This is a genomic window from Flavobacterium frigidimaris (assembly GCF_002217275.1).
GTDB lineage: Bacteria > Bacteroidota > Bacteroidia > Flavobacteriales > Flavobacteriaceae > Flavobacterium > Flavobacterium aquidurense.
This window is the reverse complement of sequence record NZ_MUGV01000021.1, coordinates 66227-82685: the sequence shown is the minus strand read 5'-3', so window position 1 is coordinate 82685 and position 16459 is coordinate 66227. Positions and strand designations below refer to the sequence as shown.

Sequence of the window (16459 nt, the reverse complement as noted above, 5' to 3'; positions counted from 1 at the left end):
CTTTTATACCGCTTTTCAATATTTATAAAATCGAACAAAATCTTTGTGGCACATTCGTGGCGCAGTTTGAAATTTGACCACTGTGTCTAGTGCTAACGAGTTTGGGTTTAAAGCTGGTCTCTTTCGGAAACACTCGAAATACAACTAAAACCAAAATATCCTAAATCAAATTACTTTGGAGGTTAGTAAATTATGGTGGCCCTCACGAACTTATTTACGGAGCATTTTATGCAGGATTTGAAGAAAATTATAATTGCAAAACTCTAAAATCATTCCATATAATCTAAACTGAATGATATTAGGGCGACAATCAAATATTTTTGATCTAAATAAAACAAGACAAACAATAAAAAAGCACTGAAAACCAATCCATTTCAGTGCTTTTTTAATTCTTATAATTTACGTATGTTATTTCAGTTGACTAGTATTTACTCTTGTTGGCGTATCTTTTCCACTAATAATCGAAGAAGAACTTAAGGCAATTGCTTTTATTATTTGGGTCATGTTATCAATATCTAACGTTTCAAATTCATCATCGGCTGTGTGATAATTTTTCTCACTATCCATTTTTGAAGTAGAAACCGTATGAGCAGGAACTCCAAGCTTGGCTAATGTAGCGTTGTCTGAGCGATAAAATAATTGTTGATCTGGATAAGGATCTGCATAAAATGTAAAACTTGTTCCTGTTAAATTAGTTTGTAAAATCTGTCCCATATTCGACTTTTCATAGCCTGTAATGTAAGCAGAGTTTTTACCCCATTTAGATTCTGTTCCTATCATTTCAATATTGAACATTGCAATCACTTTTTCCGGAGCAAGCTGTTTAGAAAAATATTTGGCTCCATAACCACCTAGTTCTTCAGCTACAAATGTGGTAAAAATAATAGTACGCTCGTTGTTATTTTGTTTTTTAAAATATTTCGCAAGCATAATTACTGCTGTTGTTCCAGCGGCATCATCATTAGCACCATTATAAATAGAATCTGTTGCCGTATGCGGAGCACCTTCTTCGGGAGAGCCTACTCCTAAATGATCATAATGACCTGAAAAAATCACATACTCGTTTGGTTTCGTTTTTCCGGGTAATATTCCAACAACATTATTCAATTTTTTATTGGAGATTGTATTCGTTAATTCAACAGAGAAAGTGGTCGCTTCTGTGGTACCAAAAACAAAAATAATCGTATTGTTTCCAGGAGTAGCATTTACTCGATCAATATGTTGAATATTCGGTAAAACAGTATTAAAGGAAGGGTCAACTAGTACTAAAAGATTTTTCGGACTTTTATAATATTCGTTAAACTTATCGCCAATGTTATCCCCTTTATTGATTTTTACAATAGAAATATCGCTTTTTTCAGTTAAAGAAACTTGAGGAAGGTATGAGAATGTTACAACTTGATTGTTATTTATTTCTTTGCCATCAATAGTAATTTTTGAAGAAAGGGCGCTAGAGGCAGTCATCGAAAATTCTTGTCTGTAATTCGTTGCTGCATTGAAAGTCTGCAAACCAATTGCCGCAAACTCTGATTCTATAAAGGCAGATGCCTTGTCAATACCGGGAGTAAAAGTTCTCCTACCCTGCATATCATCAGCCGAAAGTATTTTTTCTATACGAGTTACTTCCTTGTTCGTGATAATTTTATCAATCGACTGTCCATGTACATTAAAACATTGACTTAGAACAAAAACACTAACAATAATCTTTTTCATAGTTTACTTTTATAAATAATATTTAGTTAAACCAAAAGTACGGGTTCTGTCGCACCTGTCAGAATCAAATATAAGAATTTAAGTAATGTAAAAGTTAGCCCCCCAATTTACAGAATGATTTATATTGTTATCAAAACTCTGTAAGGTTTATGCTTAATGGCATATTGAAATGCTTCTTCTGTATCTTGCAATGCAAATTCTTTCTCTATAAAAGTATCAAATGGATAATCTGTAAAATGATTTTCAAAAAAGTTTACAGCCTTTATAAAATCTTCATAGTTATAATTGTGCATTCCTTTTATACTTAAGAGTCTGCGAATCATTACTTCTGGATTTATTTCAATATTCTCGGTTGGTGTAACAGCTCCTATCCAAATATGCTGTGCTCCTATGGCGCTAAACTGCAGACCAATTTTTATGGCTTCAATAGAACCACTCATATCAATAATAGCATCAAATCCTTTTTTGTAAAATTTCGAAGTTATTGAGGTCAGTTCCTCAATAGGATTTAAACTATTATAAATATAATCTGCGCCAAAAGATTTGCTCTTCTCCAGTCTTCTGTCATCAATATCGAGTACGGTGACAGATGAAGCCTTTTTTTCTTTTGCAACTGCAGCTGCAATTAAGCCCAAAACTCCTGCGCCAAGAATCAGTACATTTTTATTTTCAATCTGATCAATTAAACGATGCGCCGCCATTACAGTAGCTCCGGCACAATTTATTATTGGTGCAAATTTTTCGTCTATTGATGCGGGTACTTTTAAAATTCCGGTTCCTTTTTTTAATACGCAATGTGTACCTAATCCGCCGTTGAATTTTTCATTTTCGGTAAATTGAACATGGCCGTATTTAAATAAACTTGCCGACTTTTGAGGCATTTTATCGGTTACAAATTCATCAGTATCGGTAGCGGCAAAAATAGTCCAGGTAATAAGATCGCCGGTTTTTAAGATGCTTCCGTTCAAGTCACAGAATGGTTCATCGAAAGACATTTCAATAATTTCTCCCACAATTTCATGACCTAAAACAATTGGTGATGGCTCTTTTCGTCTTCCTGTAAAAGTATGCAGATCACTGCCACATAAGGTGGTATATTTATTTTTTACTAAGATCTCCCCTTTTTGCAATTCAGGAAGAGTCGTATATTCTGGAAGTATACTGCCGTTTTTTTCATTAAACAGCATCACGCATGAATTACACATTTTTCTTTAAGGTATTTAAGTTATCAATTGTAAAATCAGGCCCTTGTCTTTCTGCACTATCTTTCAAAAGAATATTAGTATTGAATTTATAACTGATATTAATTTGCTCTTTAGTCACATTTAGAACAAAATATCCGTGTGATGCGGTATCATTATAAATCATATGCGGATTAAGTTTGTACAGCAATTTGCTTTTTTTACTAATTTGCTCGCTGGTCAGGCGGTCATCATTTTTTGATGTTATGGATGGCGTTAGAAATTCCCAGGCAACAAGTTTTTTGTTTGCAGCTTCATCCGGTGCATTCAATTCTAAAACATGACTTTGATGATGATCTCCGGTTAGGATAACAGGAGGGTTTTTTAAGCCTTCAAAAACTTCAATTAATTGTTCTCTTTGATAGGGATATCCTGTCCACCAATCATCTTCTTTTACGCTTTCTTCTTTCTTACTCTGGTATCCGGTAAACATAACCTGATTTACAAGAAAATTCCATCTTGCATCACTCTGTTTCAATCCATCAGATAAATAATCCAATTGTTTCTTTGAGATCATTTTTCGCTGCGTACTCATTTTTTCAGGATCATTATTCAAAAGCTGTTTATCACGCCCGTCTAATCGTTCTTCGAGAAAAAAGAAATTTGCGTCTTTTCCTATTTTAATCGAACGTATCATTTCGCTAGCCGACTTTGCTCTAACGGGCATCCATTCAAAATAAGCCTGTAAAGCTGCCGCACTTCTGTCCCTCCAGCTTCCTTCGTTACTCTGATGATTTTTGGCTCCACCGAAATAAGCATTATTAGCCAGCTCATGATCATCCCAAATACAAATAAAAGATTTAGTACGATGTGCTTTTTGAAGCTCTTTATCTTTACGATATAACGCATATCTTTTTCTATAATCGTTTAAGGATACAAGCTCATTTGGCGGATCGTTGAATCTTTTACTTTCATCAAGAAAGGTTTGATTGGCATATTGTCCTGTACCATATTCGTAGATGTAATCTCCTAAATGAAATACATAATCAATGTCCTTATTGTCTGCAATATGTCGAAACGAGGTAAAATAACCATCTTCGTAATTATTGCAGCTGATAACCGCTATTTGAAGCGCATTTGCAAGTGAAACCGGCATAGTTTTACAAACTCCAACATCCGAAATTATATTTTTATAAAGGAACCTGTAATAGTAAACCTGGTTACTTAGGAGTCCGGAAACATCCACTTTTACCGTATAATCTCTTTCTGAAGATGTTGTTACAGCGCCTTTTTTAATTATATCTTTAAAAGCGGCATCATTTGCAACCTGCCATTCAACATTGCAGACTCCCGAAATTGTAGTATTTATATGTGTCCATAGCATTACTGCCTCAATTGTTGGATCTCCTGAAGCTACACCATGAATAAAATATTCATTGCTTTCCGGAGCAAATATTGAAAATCCTCTAATTGGAAACACTAGCGGAATCATTCCGAGCATTGATCGTTTAACAAAGTTCCTTCTGTTCATCTTTCTGGTATAAAAAATACAATAGTACTACTTGAATGTTATCTGTATGTTTGCTAATTATTAAAAACTATAACTCACACCAACTTTACCACGAATGCCATAATACTCAACCTGCTCAGGTCTGGAAATTACGCCGTGATAATAGCGTAACTCCTGATTGGTAAGGTTATTCAGGTCGACGAAGAAGGTGATGTTCTTTGGCGTGGTATAAGAAAGATTCATATCTAAATGAAAATCCTTATCCTGATATCTGTCAGCACCTTTGTTATCGCGTATTTCAACTAAAAAACCTTCACGATAATTGGCGGCTAATCTGGCTGCAAAACCTTTATACTCATAAATAAGCGAAGCATTAAAGATATTTGGAGACTGATTCATTAAACCCACTTTTTCATCTCCCCTGTCTGATAAAGTCGTTTCAGACTTTGTAAAAGTATAATTTGCCTTAAGACTAAAATCACTTAAAAAGCCTGGTAATTCAGAAAATTTCTTGTTGAATCCCAATTCAAATCCATACAAAAATGCATTGTCAGAATTTAATGGTCTTGAAACTTTATATAAGTCTGTTTCGCCCCCTACGGTTCTCGTTTCATCAGTTGTCGCGGTGTAAATAAGATCTTTAAGATCTTTGTAAAAAGCACTTCCGGTGATATAATCGTTTTTATTCAGATAATAAGAAGCTACCAAATCATAGTTCCATGAAAAAGTTGGTTTTAAATTGATGTTTCCTTCTGTAACGGTAAGGTTATCAGGATTGACTCTTACACTCGGACTTAACTCATTAAAGGCTGGACGGGCAAAGGTTCTGGTAATTGCCGCTCTTAAATCGAGTTGTTGTGTTGGTTTATAAATAAGATGCGCCATAGGCAAAAGTGCACCATAATTTTTGCTTCCGTATATAGGAGTAACCACTTTTGTGATGTCGTTAAACTCGTAACTTTTTGCATCAACTGCTGTATTTTCGTATCGAATACCTCCCACAAAACGAAGGTCTTCCCTGATATCCCATTCTGCTGATCCGTAACCTGCCCAGACATTTTCTGCATCATCATAATTTCCTGTAGCATAACTGGAGTTGGTAGCATCCTGATAATTGTATTTCAGATAAGGTGCAATTTTTGGATTACTCATTGGATCAATAAAAGAACGTTCTGTCGGATAGTTAAATTTTAAATTATCATAATTATTATTAAGTTCCGGAAACCAGTTGTTTGTTGGAAAAGGTTCGCGTTCCCAATTATTCAAATATGCTTTTGGTGCTTTTGTATCGTAAGTCCAGGTAATGTAACGGTAGTCATAAGTACTCGTTTTATTTCTGTATTTTCCTCCAAACTTTATCTTCAAATTTTCTGTTGTATTATAGTCAAAATCAATTGCTGCCACTCTGTCTTTTTCTTCGACATTACGAATTGAAGTTACATATCTGTCCAAATAATAATTATCGCCATTATAAGGTGTCGAAGCGCTAAAATGCGGTTGAATATTATTTGCCGGATCTCCCTGATATCCCTGAGGTCCATCGCCCTGCAAAAATTTGTAATTGGTTCCGTCCACTTTTACCAGATTATCATATTTTACTGTTTGTATCCAGTTTCCATAATAATAACCTCTGTCATTTTTTGTCGCAGACGAAGGACCATTGTAACCTGCCCAGGAGTTGTAAGCGGCAAGTCTGGCATTCATCTTTAATTTATCTGTCAGCTTGCTTTCATAACCAAATTCGCCACCATAATTTTTAAACAAATAATCTACTGTACTCCAGCGCAATACCGCATTGCTTGTCGTTTTATTAAAGTAATGCATCGTTTTACGATTTTGCTCTTCGTCAAGAAGCTGACTGTAGTAGCCGCGCAGGTAAATTTTATTTCTGTCGTTAAAACGAAAATCTGTTGCAAGGTTAAATCCTGTAGAAGTTCTTACTCCCTGGTAATTTCTAACATCGAGTGTGTTTACATTGTGCAATTGGTTACCGTAAACTACCTCATAATCATCTGTTGAATAACTGCGTTGATTGTAATTGGTCATCGCCAGAAAGCCGAATTTTTTATTAAAAAATCGGTTTCCGTACATAACAGTACTGTTGTATTTAAGTTTGTCTTCGGCGCGAAGGTTAAACGGAAGAGCAACTGTTACACGCACGGTTTCTTTTTTAGGAGAAAATTTCGGAATATAATTGATTGTTCCTCCAATAGCATCTCCTTCATATTCTGGCGTGATCGCTTTAACTACCTGTATATATTCCAGAAACTCTGTTGGAAGTAAATCCATTGGTACTGTTCGATTTCCCAATAAATCACCTGAAGTTTTGGCTGATGGCATTCTGTCTCCATTAATCGTAGCCGAACTCCATTGCGAAGGTGTTCCTCTAACGGTAACATATCGGCCCTCTCCCTGATCTCTGTCGATACTTACTCCTGGAATTCTCTGTACGGCTTCTGCAGCACTAATATCCGGCATTTTACCTATAGCGTCTGCACTTACAACGTCCATAATAGCATTAGACTTTTGACGCATATCTATTGCCTTTTTCTCGCCGCTGGTGTAATATTCCAAAACTACTTCTTTCAGTTTTTCTTCCTGACCTGCCAGTACAATATTTCCCAAATCAATATTGGATGAAGCAACATTGATTTGAATGTCTTTTGTTGTATGATTTGAACTTGAAATTTCTAAATGATAATGCCCTGGTTTTAATGTAAAAGAGAAATTACCATTTTTATCATTATTCACGGTTTTAGATTGTTCTATAACCAAAATTGAAGCCGGATGTAAAGGTCCGGATTCATTACTAATTTTACCTTTAATTTCTTGAGCGTATGTAGAAGTAAAAAATAATGAAGCTGCAATGTACAGTACTGTTTTCATGACTTTTTCCTGCAATGTTAAGCCAACTTTATTTTTATACTGGATTAGGCTACCAGTTATAGCAAAAAGATTTAATTCCATTTTTTTGTTTATTTTTACAGTGCAATATTACTATACAAATGTTTACTATATGTAAACAAACCATGAAGTAATGTTTAATATTAATTAACTTTTGTACACATATGCTAAACATGGAAGGTGCCATTATATTAGAAATAAGCAAACGAATTAAAAGTTATCGCCTTGAGAAAGGACTTACATTACAGGAACTTGCTGATTTAAGTGGCGTTACAAAAGGCATGGTGTCACAAATTGAAAACGGAAGAAGTATACCTTCGCTAACCGTTTTGTTAAGTATAGTAAGCTCTTTACAAATAAACCTTAGCGAATTTTTTAAAGATATTAATGAGGAGGAAAGTATCGTTTTAATAAAGAAGAAAGGAACTTATGAATCTTTTCAAAAAGAAGGATCTAATGGTTTCTCGTACGAACGTTTTATAACGCGTACTATTAAAAACTCTACGATAGATATTGTTTTTTTGACTCTGGAACCTAATAGCACCCGAGACCAGGTTACAACCGATGCTTATGAATATAAGTATATACTTTCAGGTGAAGTTGACTATCTTATTGCAGAGGAAATTTATTCTTTAAAAGAAGGAGATTCTTTGTTTTTTGATGGAAGACTTAATCATGTACCAATCAACAGAAGTAAAAAGCCATGCAAAATGCTGATAATTTACTTTTTTGATAATTAATGCAAACATTCGATTTAAGTAACAAGCTGTCGACAAGTTATCATAACCTGAACCTCTACTGGTTGATTGTAAAAATAGAAAGGGCAGTTCAAATCCCTTTTTCTACGATAAAGGCCTGAAAATAAGGAAAAAAATATTTCAAAAGTTAAAAGAAAAAGCCATAAATCCTGCAAATTAAACGATTTGCAGGATCAATTGCCCAAATCCTTTATATTATCTTTTAGCCGTTGTTTGTATTTTTTTGTATTTTTTCGAAAATCTCATTTAATGTATCTTGCATCTCTTTTGCCGTATTTTCACCGCTTTGGTTTGTAATAATAAATATGCCCAGATTATATTTTGGTATGATGTAAATAAAACATTGCGAACGAAAAACACCGCCGTGATGGACATATTCTGTTCCTAATTTTTCATTTTTAAAAATCTGCCAACAATATCCTGAACTAAATTCATCATTAAATTTAACAAGTGGTTTGTGAGACTCTTCTATTTCAGGATTGTTTTTTAACTGATAGTTGACATACTTTATCATATCGGGAAGCGTAGCTTTAACATTGGCAGACGAACCCCAGGGTAATGCTGGAAATTGAGAAGTTATTTCATTAAAATCACAATGGTAGCCTACTGCAAGGTTTTCTTGTTCGCTTTTTGACAGACTCAATTTGGTATTGTTCATTTGAATGTTTTTCGTCAGGTATTCTGTTAATAAAACATCAAACTTGTTGTGATATACTTTTTCTAAAACCATACTCAATAATTCAATTCCTGCATTTGAATAGGCAAATTTATATCCTGAAACTGTATCAATTTTTACGGTATGCAAGTCCCTTAAAAAATCTTTTTGTTTGTAGTTTTTCAAAACATTGTTAATGTTTTCAGGCGTATTTTTATTAGTGAAATCTTTATAAAGGTCATTCACATCTAAAGGAAGCATTTTTGGTAATCCACTGGTGTGAGTTACCAAATCTTTTATGAGAATAGCATGACCATTGTATTTTAAATTTGGATAATCTTCAGATAAATAGTTTTGAACAGGATCTTCAAGTTTTAATTTATTCTCCAAAACTGCTTTTGCAACTAATGTTCCTGTGAAAGTTTTGCTTAACGAACCAATTTCATAGATGGTCTGGTTAGTTGGCACGTTCGCTTTTCCTTTTTCCAGTTCGCCGTAATGTCCGATAAATTCTTGTCCCTGATAAACGATTCCGATCGATACCGAATTGATCAATGGTTTGTCAACCATTTTATTGGCAGCACTATCAACTAAAGATTTAAGATTGATATTTACTTTTAATGAACTTTGTGCTACGCCAAAAACTGAAAATAATAAAAAAATAAAAAGACCTGTTTTTTTCATGGTTTGTAAATTTGAGTTTTAAAATCTATTACAAATATGCTTTAAACAATCTTCAAAAACGTCCTGCTAAAAAAGTCGGACTTCTTTTTATTCCTAAATTGAGTCCGACTTTTTACAGAGAAAAGTTCGACTATTTACAATAGTTTAAAAATCAAGACTTTCGGAATTCTGTTGGCGTTAAATTGGTGTATTTTTTAAATGAAGAATGGAACGATGATTTTGAATTAAACCCGACTTCATAAAAGATTTCCGAAACTTTTAATTCTTTTTTTGCAGGATCTTTTAGAAAGGTCATTGCTTTTTGAATGCGATATTCATTCACAAAATCAAAAAAGTGCTGATTGATATGGTGGTTAATTAAAACAGACAGATCACGAACTGGAATTTTCGCCTGATCTGCAAGTTCCTGAATCGTAAGTGCAGGTTCTAAAAAAGGCTCTTTTTCAAGCATAAATTTTTTAAGCTGTTCTATTTGGATACTATGTGTTTCGTCAGTTATATTTTCATTTTCTGAAGTGTCGACGAAATTTTTTGTCAGCTGTAATGTAGAATCAATTCCGCGAAAAAGTTCCGGATAACTTAATACCTTTAATATAAACCAGCAGGCTGTAAATAACACAGTAATTCCTGTCATCACATTCATCCAGAGAAATAACTCATAATAATCTGTATATCTCAGTATATTTTTGGTAATGACTACTGCATGTACAATTATGAACGCAATTGTCATCTGAAATAACCATTTGTGCACTAATGTGTTTGGATTGGTATAATTTTCAAGATAAATTTTCCTGTTCTTTTTCAGGATGATGAATATGGCAACGATATAAAAGAAAAACTGAAATTCAAAAAGTATCTGATGAAAATATATTTCGGGACTATGCGCCCAATGTTCATAAAAATAGCTCTTAGCCGCATCGTTTGCAAGATAAAATCTTGGGACTAAGCTTAAATTAATCATTATAAAAGGAATGAGATGAAGTAAATGCTTTCTTTTTAATTTAAAATCAGAATAACAAACAGCATTTACATATAAATAGAAAACAGGCATTCCCAATAAGTGACAAGAAATTCTGGGACCGTGCAAAAACATATAATTATTAATGAACCTATACATAAAAAATCCGCTGGTATCAATTGCATTTATGATTAGAAAAGTCGCAAATAACCGGTTTTCTATTTTGTTTTTTGTTTTGATAGTAAATAAAAACAAAGCCAGAAGCAGCGATATAAAAACAGCAATTGAAGAAATAACTTCCAGAAAACTTAATTTATCCATTTATTTTTTTTGTGAAAATAATATATAACTGAGGAACAAAAATCTTTCAGAAATACTATTTTTAATTTTAATAAGATGCCTTTTTTTTAATTTGCCGTGTGGTGCAGACCTTTTTTGCCACAAAGTAAAAATACACTATCCCCCTTCTCCAAGAAACAGAAAACCTTTAAATTTGTTAAGAAGCTTACCGTTACTGCCTTGTCCTGACAATTTCCTTTAACAAATCAGCAACAATCTGTATTCCCCTTCATTTTCTGATGGCGCTCTGTGAATACAGGGTAACACTTGTTGTTTTGGATGATCTACGGCCAGTCGCCAAAGATGTCCTAATCCTAAATTAACAGGTTGTGCATCTGCGTGGACCTGATAATGCAAATCAAAGTAATTCTCCTTCAAAAAGTTTTCGAATTCTTCCTCTGTTCCATCATGCAATTCCTTTAGTTTTGCCCGGATTTCCGGAATTACTATTTTTTGGTCTGCCTGCGAATTAGAAATAATATCACTTGCCGCTCCGTGATAGGTACATAAAAAAGTATCTGTTGCAATGGGCGAACGATCAACATGAAACGAATATACATCAGTGGATATGAAATCAAATTCATCATCACGCTCATAACACTTCAGTAAATTAAGAGCGGGAGAAGCGCCAAAATCAGTTAATAATTGCAAATCATTTAAGATTATTTCTCTTGCTGTATTCCCTTTTTCTGATAGTGTAAGTGCAACCAGATCTTCAGGATAAACTTCCGTTATATTTTCCTTTAAAGATAATTGGCTCACAATCTCTTTAAAATCACCATCCAAATTTCTATACCAGCATAGCGCATTTATTTCTCCCTTGAAATCGGTATGCACAAGCTCAGAGAAAGTAGCCACTATACCAATTTGGCTGCTGGCAGAAAATGTATTACTCATAGTATAATGGTATGAAACTAGTTAATTCATAGCATACAAAAATATATAATAGTATGCAGTTACGGCATTTTTATCGCTTTAAACTTTTGGAGTTAATGCTTTTCTGTTACAAAAAACTAAGGCGGTTTTCTAATACTTATAGCAAATTTTAGGATATAATCGCAGAACCACGAACCAATATGGAGCATAAAAAAACCTTATTCTTTTTTTGAATAAGGTTTTTTAGTTTAATCGCTTACATTTTTTAAGCGATGAAATTATTAAGTTTTAGAAAAAGAAATACCCCACAGATAATTGAAATACGCCGTTTTTATTTTTAGCGGAATACCCCTCTAAATTATTAATATCAGTTAATCCCAAATTATATCGTACACCAAAATTAAGTCCGTTGTCCAATTTATAGCCTAAGCCAAAATTAACACCAAAATCAACAGTATTAAACGAATCTTTTACATCTGTCTTCTCATTTTTAGCAGCAAGTAAAAAACCTATTTGCGGTCCGGCTTCAAGGCTCAATCCTTTTGTCACATAGTATTTTCCCATTAAAGGAACATTTAGATAACTTAAGGCAATTGTATTATCATTGAAACTATACCCCTGCCCGGAATACATTAATTCAGGTTGAAAAGAAAATTTATCTGAAATAGGAATTTCTGATAAAACACCAATATTAAATGAGGTCACAGCATCGATACCATTGGTATTATCTCCGCTTATAGTTGCGAAGTTCAAACCTCCTTTGGCACCAAATTTAATCTCTTGGGCAGTAACATTTGCAAATCCTAAAACTGTAACAACAGCTAGTAATAAAAATTTTTTCATAAAAAGTAATTTTAATTATTTGAATCCAAAATTCGTTTAAGAAAAACTATAAAAGGTATCAAAAGCTTAAAATTGTACAAATTGGTACTTATTTATTGGTCTTTTTATAGTAGTCCGGTGTCTGGCCAATCCCATTTTTAAAGGTTTTATAAAAAATTGTTTTTGAAGTAAACCCAGATTCTAATTCCTCGACTGGTGCAATATCCAGTTGGTTAACATAAAGTTGTTTCAGTGGAGTATTACAAAATAAAAAAGCTTCAGATTTTTCTGAAGCTGTGTCTTAATCGCAGGAGGTATTCTAATATCTAACCGATATGATTTTTATAAAGTTGTCATAAGAATTCGACATCTTTATCAGACTGAATCTTACGTTTTGTTAAAATCGATATCCGGCACTTAGTCCAAATTTTGCAACAATAGTATGATCTGTTTTATCTGCATTGATTAATATACCGCCATAACCAACATTTGCTTCAAAAAGAAATCCGCTTTTACTGACCCATTTCCAGCCTCCGCCGGCACCGAGAGCAAAATTAATTACGTCGGGATTTTCGGTATATATTGAATGATCTTCTGAAGTGTATATTTTTTTGCCATCTGTTGAAGCCAGCATTCCAAATCCCTCAACAAACCAGCCTGATGCGTATTTTTTACCAAAATATCTTCTGTAATACGGAGATATTGAATAATTTAAATCTTTTTCATTCTTTGTATTGTCAAACACATAATAAATAGAAAGCCCTAATGACGAATTATGATTTAAATGTCTTTCGTAACCAACCTGAAAGGATTGCCCTAAAGGAGCAAGAGCATTTGATTTAATTTCATTATTTTTCTGATAAGGATCCGCTCCATTTTGAGCATTGATACAATGAAAGGCAAACAAAATGATCAGTAGTAAAAAGTTTTTTTTCATAAAAAGTGATTTGAATTATTTAATTCAAAATTCATATAAGAAAAACTATAAAAGGTTTCAAAAGCTTAAAACTGTATAAATTGGTACTTATTTGTTGGTGTTTTTATATTCGTTTGGCGTCTGGCCCGTAACTTTTTTAAAGGCTTTATAAAAAGTGGTTTTTGAAGTAAACCCGGATTCTAGTCCCATTGCCAGCAAATTATAGTTTTCATATTCAGAATTGGAGATCATTTCCTTGACCGCTTCAACCCGGTATTGATTGATGTAATTGGCAAAGTTATCTCCTGTGATAGTGTTTATAATTTGTGAAACATAGCCCGCGCTTATACCTAGTTTTTCGGCAACCTTTTCTCTGTTTAAGGTACTGTCTGTATAAATGTGCTGCTCTTTGCAAAGAAGTTCCAGTTTTTGAAAATAAAGATTATCTGCCGTCATAGGCTCCCTATATTCCTGTAATGCACTATTGTCTACAATTTGAAGATTACTATACGAAAGAGTTAGATCTGTATTTAGAAAATTATAAACAGCATCTTTGTTATTGGCCAGTTTGTATTTGTAAATGCCTATATAAGCAGTCCAGTGAATTATGAATGTTGCAGATAAAGCCAAAATGCTCATAGTAGAAGAAAGATCAAAGGGAATAAATAAGCTGGCCAGATAAATAATAAGAAAAGCGAATAACAATGAAGTAACAATTGTCAATAAGGTAATGATCCATTTTTTTTCCTGTGTATCTTTTAAATGTTTTACCATAAAATAAGAGTAAAGCGACAGGAATGGAATGAAGGTAATGGCTAAGACAAGATGAATTAAACCAAGTATTTCGATGAGAACACTGCCTGACTCAGGAATAGTATAAATTCCGGCAACACGATCAAGATCTTGTGAAATAGTAAGGACAGCGGAATAGACAAATGGAATAAAACACAAATAAATTTTTTGTTTGCTTCTTACAGTGTCATCAATCCGGTGTATAATAAACATAAACAAGAAAGGAGGAATTAGAAATTCCCACTCGATATGGTCAATAAAACGAAGAAAGGGATAAGGAGTAAAGGCGTCTTCAACCTCAAAAACATGATTCAGTAAAATAATTGAAAGCGTAAATAGTAAGTATGCCAAATATTTATTTGAATTACTATTGAATAAGGAAGACTTTAAAATAATTAAGCCTAAGATTATTCCCTGAAAAACCGCTATATTTAAAAGTGTTGTATAAATCAATTTTTTATTCTAAAAGTTGTTTTTAAGATTTGCTTTGGAATATTTTGTTAATCTGCCATTTTTAAAACATAGCTTATTTCATACTAATTTACAAGGCGAATTTATAGTAATACTGATGACTTCCTTAATGGATTAAGAAATGATTAACTAAAATGAATACTTAATTTATATAAAAAAATAATGGCGCTGATAGCTTTTGCCACAAGAAGTTAATTGACTTATTCTTCTCTTTTAAAAATAGTTTTCAAAATTAAATACTATTATTATATTGTGAAAAAGTGTCATTTGGTCCCTGAATTAATTAACGGCAAAACAAATATGTCTCCGCAGTTCTATAGCGAAAATATAGAATTTGAAAGAGAGGTTACCTGGAATAATGTGAAGCTAACGTAATGGGGAAAAGATTTCAAAAAGTGATTTGAGATAAAAATAATGCAATTATAAAATTGCGAACATAGCGTAGTACAAAAGAATAACTTTATTACAAAAAAAAACCAACTCATCACGTCGACAAGTTGGGCTTTTACCATAAACAGTAACAAAATCTCTCTGTAACAAATATAATGGTATAAGGTAAAAATTAAGCCCGATAGCTTGTAGTAAAAAATCTACAAATGTGCAGAATTTATATTACAAATTTAAAACTACGCCAAATTTAATAGCACTCCAAAACATTCAGAGCCTGCAATTATAAGGGTTTGCAGGTTTTTTAATTTATACTACCATAAAAAGTTATCGTGACAAACTGTTACATAAGCACTTTATTCAAAATTAAAATGTGGTATTGTTGGAATTACATTGGTTTGAATTGCGCTTCCTTTAATAAGACCTTTTCGTTTTTATCCTGCTGCTTTTCTACTTAAACTTCTAAATTCAGAGTTTTGTTTCAGAACAATGACATTAATTCCTTTTGTAAATAAGCTTTCCTAATACTATTATTTATCGCTACTACTTTATTTAAGTGAAATCAAACCTAAGTTTTACGACGTTTTTGATATAAAAATACTCAGATATCGCCCTTTTTTCTTTTCATCATATAATTCATGAGAATAAAAAGGTTGTTTTATATCAAAACAAAACCATTGAAGGGGTGAAAAATAAAATTATAAGATATAACCTATACGAAACAAGAGGTTTAAACAAAATAAAGTAACTAAAAATTAAGAATAACAACACCATTAGATGGTAAAAAAAATAAAACATAAATACCTAATTATCAATCAATTAATCTTTAAAAGCGAATAATTTAAATATTCAAAAAAACTACCACTGAATGGTTATAAAATAATCAAACACAAATGACTCATTCTCAGTGTTTTTCAAAAAATGTTTCTAAAAAAAAGGTATTAGTCTAAAAAAAACAAGAAAAAAGTAAGAAATCATTTGAAATAGAAAAGAATACAAAATGTTTTTAGAAATATATTTGTGAAGTCAATACTGCAGTTGAAAACAAATGAAAAAAAATAGAAAAAAACAACTTAATACTAAAACTATGTCAGACTTTTTAAACCAATTCGGAGAAGATCTTGAAAAAAATGTACCAGGTTTCATCGCAGTTTCAATTGCGGAAATTCAAAGTGGAATGTCCTACTTTTCACTTTCTGTAGTTCCAGAATTTGATCCTGAGTTAGCATCTGCTTTCAACCTTGAAGTTGTAAAAGCAAAAATGAACGCAATTAGTGCTCTGGGACTAAAAAACCAAATTGTTTCGGATATCATGATTACACTATCATCTCAAATTCATATTATTGATATTTCTGATAATAACATGTACATGATCTATCTCGCAGTTGATTCAACCAAAGCTAATTTAGGGATGACTAAATCAATTCTTAACAAGTATAAAAAAGAAATTGCTTCTAAACTATAATTGATTTGAAATTGTAAAATGGCTGACT

Annotated in this window: 12 protein-coding genes; 2 read left to right on the top strand and 10 right to left on the bottom strand. The window is 32.7% G+C overall.

What is annotated here, in order from left to right:
- Nucleotides 1-408 precede the first annotated feature (408 nt).
- From B0A65_RS13520 to B0A65_RS13505, 4 genes are all read right to left on the bottom strand, one after another.
- Nucleotides 409-1713 carry a M20/M25/M40 family metallo-hydrolase gene (locus B0A65_RS13520; RefSeq protein WP_074662966.1) on the bottom strand — a complete coding sequence of 435 codons (1305 nt, stop codon included), beginning with the start codon at nucleotides 1711-1713 and terminating at the stop codon, nucleotides 409-411.
- A gap of 119 nt (nucleotides 1714-1832) precedes the next feature.
- Nucleotides 1833-2918, bottom strand: coding sequence for a zinc-binding dehydrogenase (locus B0A65_RS13515; protein ID WP_074662969.1), 1086 nt, complete (start codon nucleotides 2916-2918; stop codon nucleotides 1833-1835).
- Nucleotides 2911-4425 (bottom strand): alkaline phosphatase D family protein, encoded by a 1515-nt coding sequence (locus tag B0A65_RS13510; protein ID WP_083370513.1) that lies wholly within the window; start codon nucleotides 4423-4425, stop codon nucleotides 2911-2913. Before B0A65_RS13510 ends, B0A65_RS13515 begins: the two co-directional genes overlap by 8 nt.
- Nucleotides 4426-4485: 60 nt before the next feature.
- Complete coding sequence (locus B0A65_RS13505; RefSeq protein WP_074662974.1) at nucleotides 4486-7371, bottom strand: TonB-dependent receptor; 2886 nt, start codon at nucleotides 7369-7371, stop codon at nucleotides 4486-4488.
- A gap of 101 nt (nucleotides 7372-7472) precedes the next feature.
- On the opposite strand from B0A65_RS13505, the gene B0A65_RS13500 reads away from it, so the two are divergent.
- Nucleotides 7473-8048 (top strand): helix-turn-helix domain-containing protein, encoded by a 576-nt coding sequence (locus B0A65_RS13500; RefSeq protein ID WP_207556434.1) that lies wholly within the window; start codon nucleotides 7473-7475, stop codon nucleotides 8046-8048.
- 220 nt (nucleotides 8049-8268) lie between these two features.
- Here B0A65_RS13500 and B0A65_RS13495 read toward each other — a convergent pair whose 3' ends face one another.
- The 6 genes from B0A65_RS13495 to B0A65_RS13470 form a co-directional block, all read right to left on the bottom strand.
- Complete coding sequence (locus B0A65_RS13495) at nucleotides 8269-9405, bottom strand: serine hydrolase domain-containing protein (RefSeq protein WP_074662980.1); 1137 nt, start codon at nucleotides 9403-9405, stop codon at nucleotides 8269-8271.
- A gap of 151 nt (nucleotides 9406-9556) precedes the next feature.
- Nucleotides 9557-10684, bottom strand: coding sequence for a helix-turn-helix domain-containing protein (locus tag B0A65_RS13490; RefSeq protein ID WP_074662982.1), 1128 nt, complete (start codon nucleotides 10682-10684; stop codon nucleotides 9557-9559).
- Between the two features lie 216 nt (nucleotides 10685-10900).
- Nucleotides 10901-11599: a DUF1826 domain-containing protein gene (locus B0A65_RS13485; protein ID WP_074662985.1), complete on the bottom strand. Its 699-nt coding sequence runs from the start codon at nucleotides 11597-11599 to the stop codon at nucleotides 10901-10903.
- Nucleotides 11600-11866: 267 nt separating this feature from the next.
- Entirely contained in the window at nucleotides 11867-12421 is a 555-nt protein-coding gene (locus tag B0A65_RS13480) for a porin family protein (RefSeq protein WP_074662987.1), read from the bottom strand.
- 376 nt (nucleotides 12422-12797) lie between these two features.
- Nucleotides 12798-13337: a DUF3575 domain-containing protein gene (locus tag B0A65_RS13475; protein WP_074662989.1), complete on the bottom strand. Its 540-nt coding sequence runs from the start codon at nucleotides 13335-13337 to the stop codon at nucleotides 12798-12800.
- 87 nt (nucleotides 13338-13424) lie between these two features.
- Nucleotides 13425-14459, bottom strand: a complete 1035-nt coding sequence (locus tag B0A65_RS13470; protein WP_242670282.1) for a helix-turn-helix domain-containing protein — start codon at nucleotides 14457-14459, stop codon at nucleotides 13425-13427.
- A gap of 1594 nt (nucleotides 14460-16053) precedes the next feature.
- Here B0A65_RS13470 and B0A65_RS13465 point away from each other — a divergent pair.
- Nucleotides 16054-16431 (top strand): hypothetical protein, encoded by a 378-nt coding sequence (locus tag B0A65_RS13465; RefSeq protein ID WP_074663129.1) that lies wholly within the window; start codon nucleotides 16054-16056, stop codon nucleotides 16429-16431.
- Nucleotides 16432-16459: the final 28 nt, after the last annotated feature.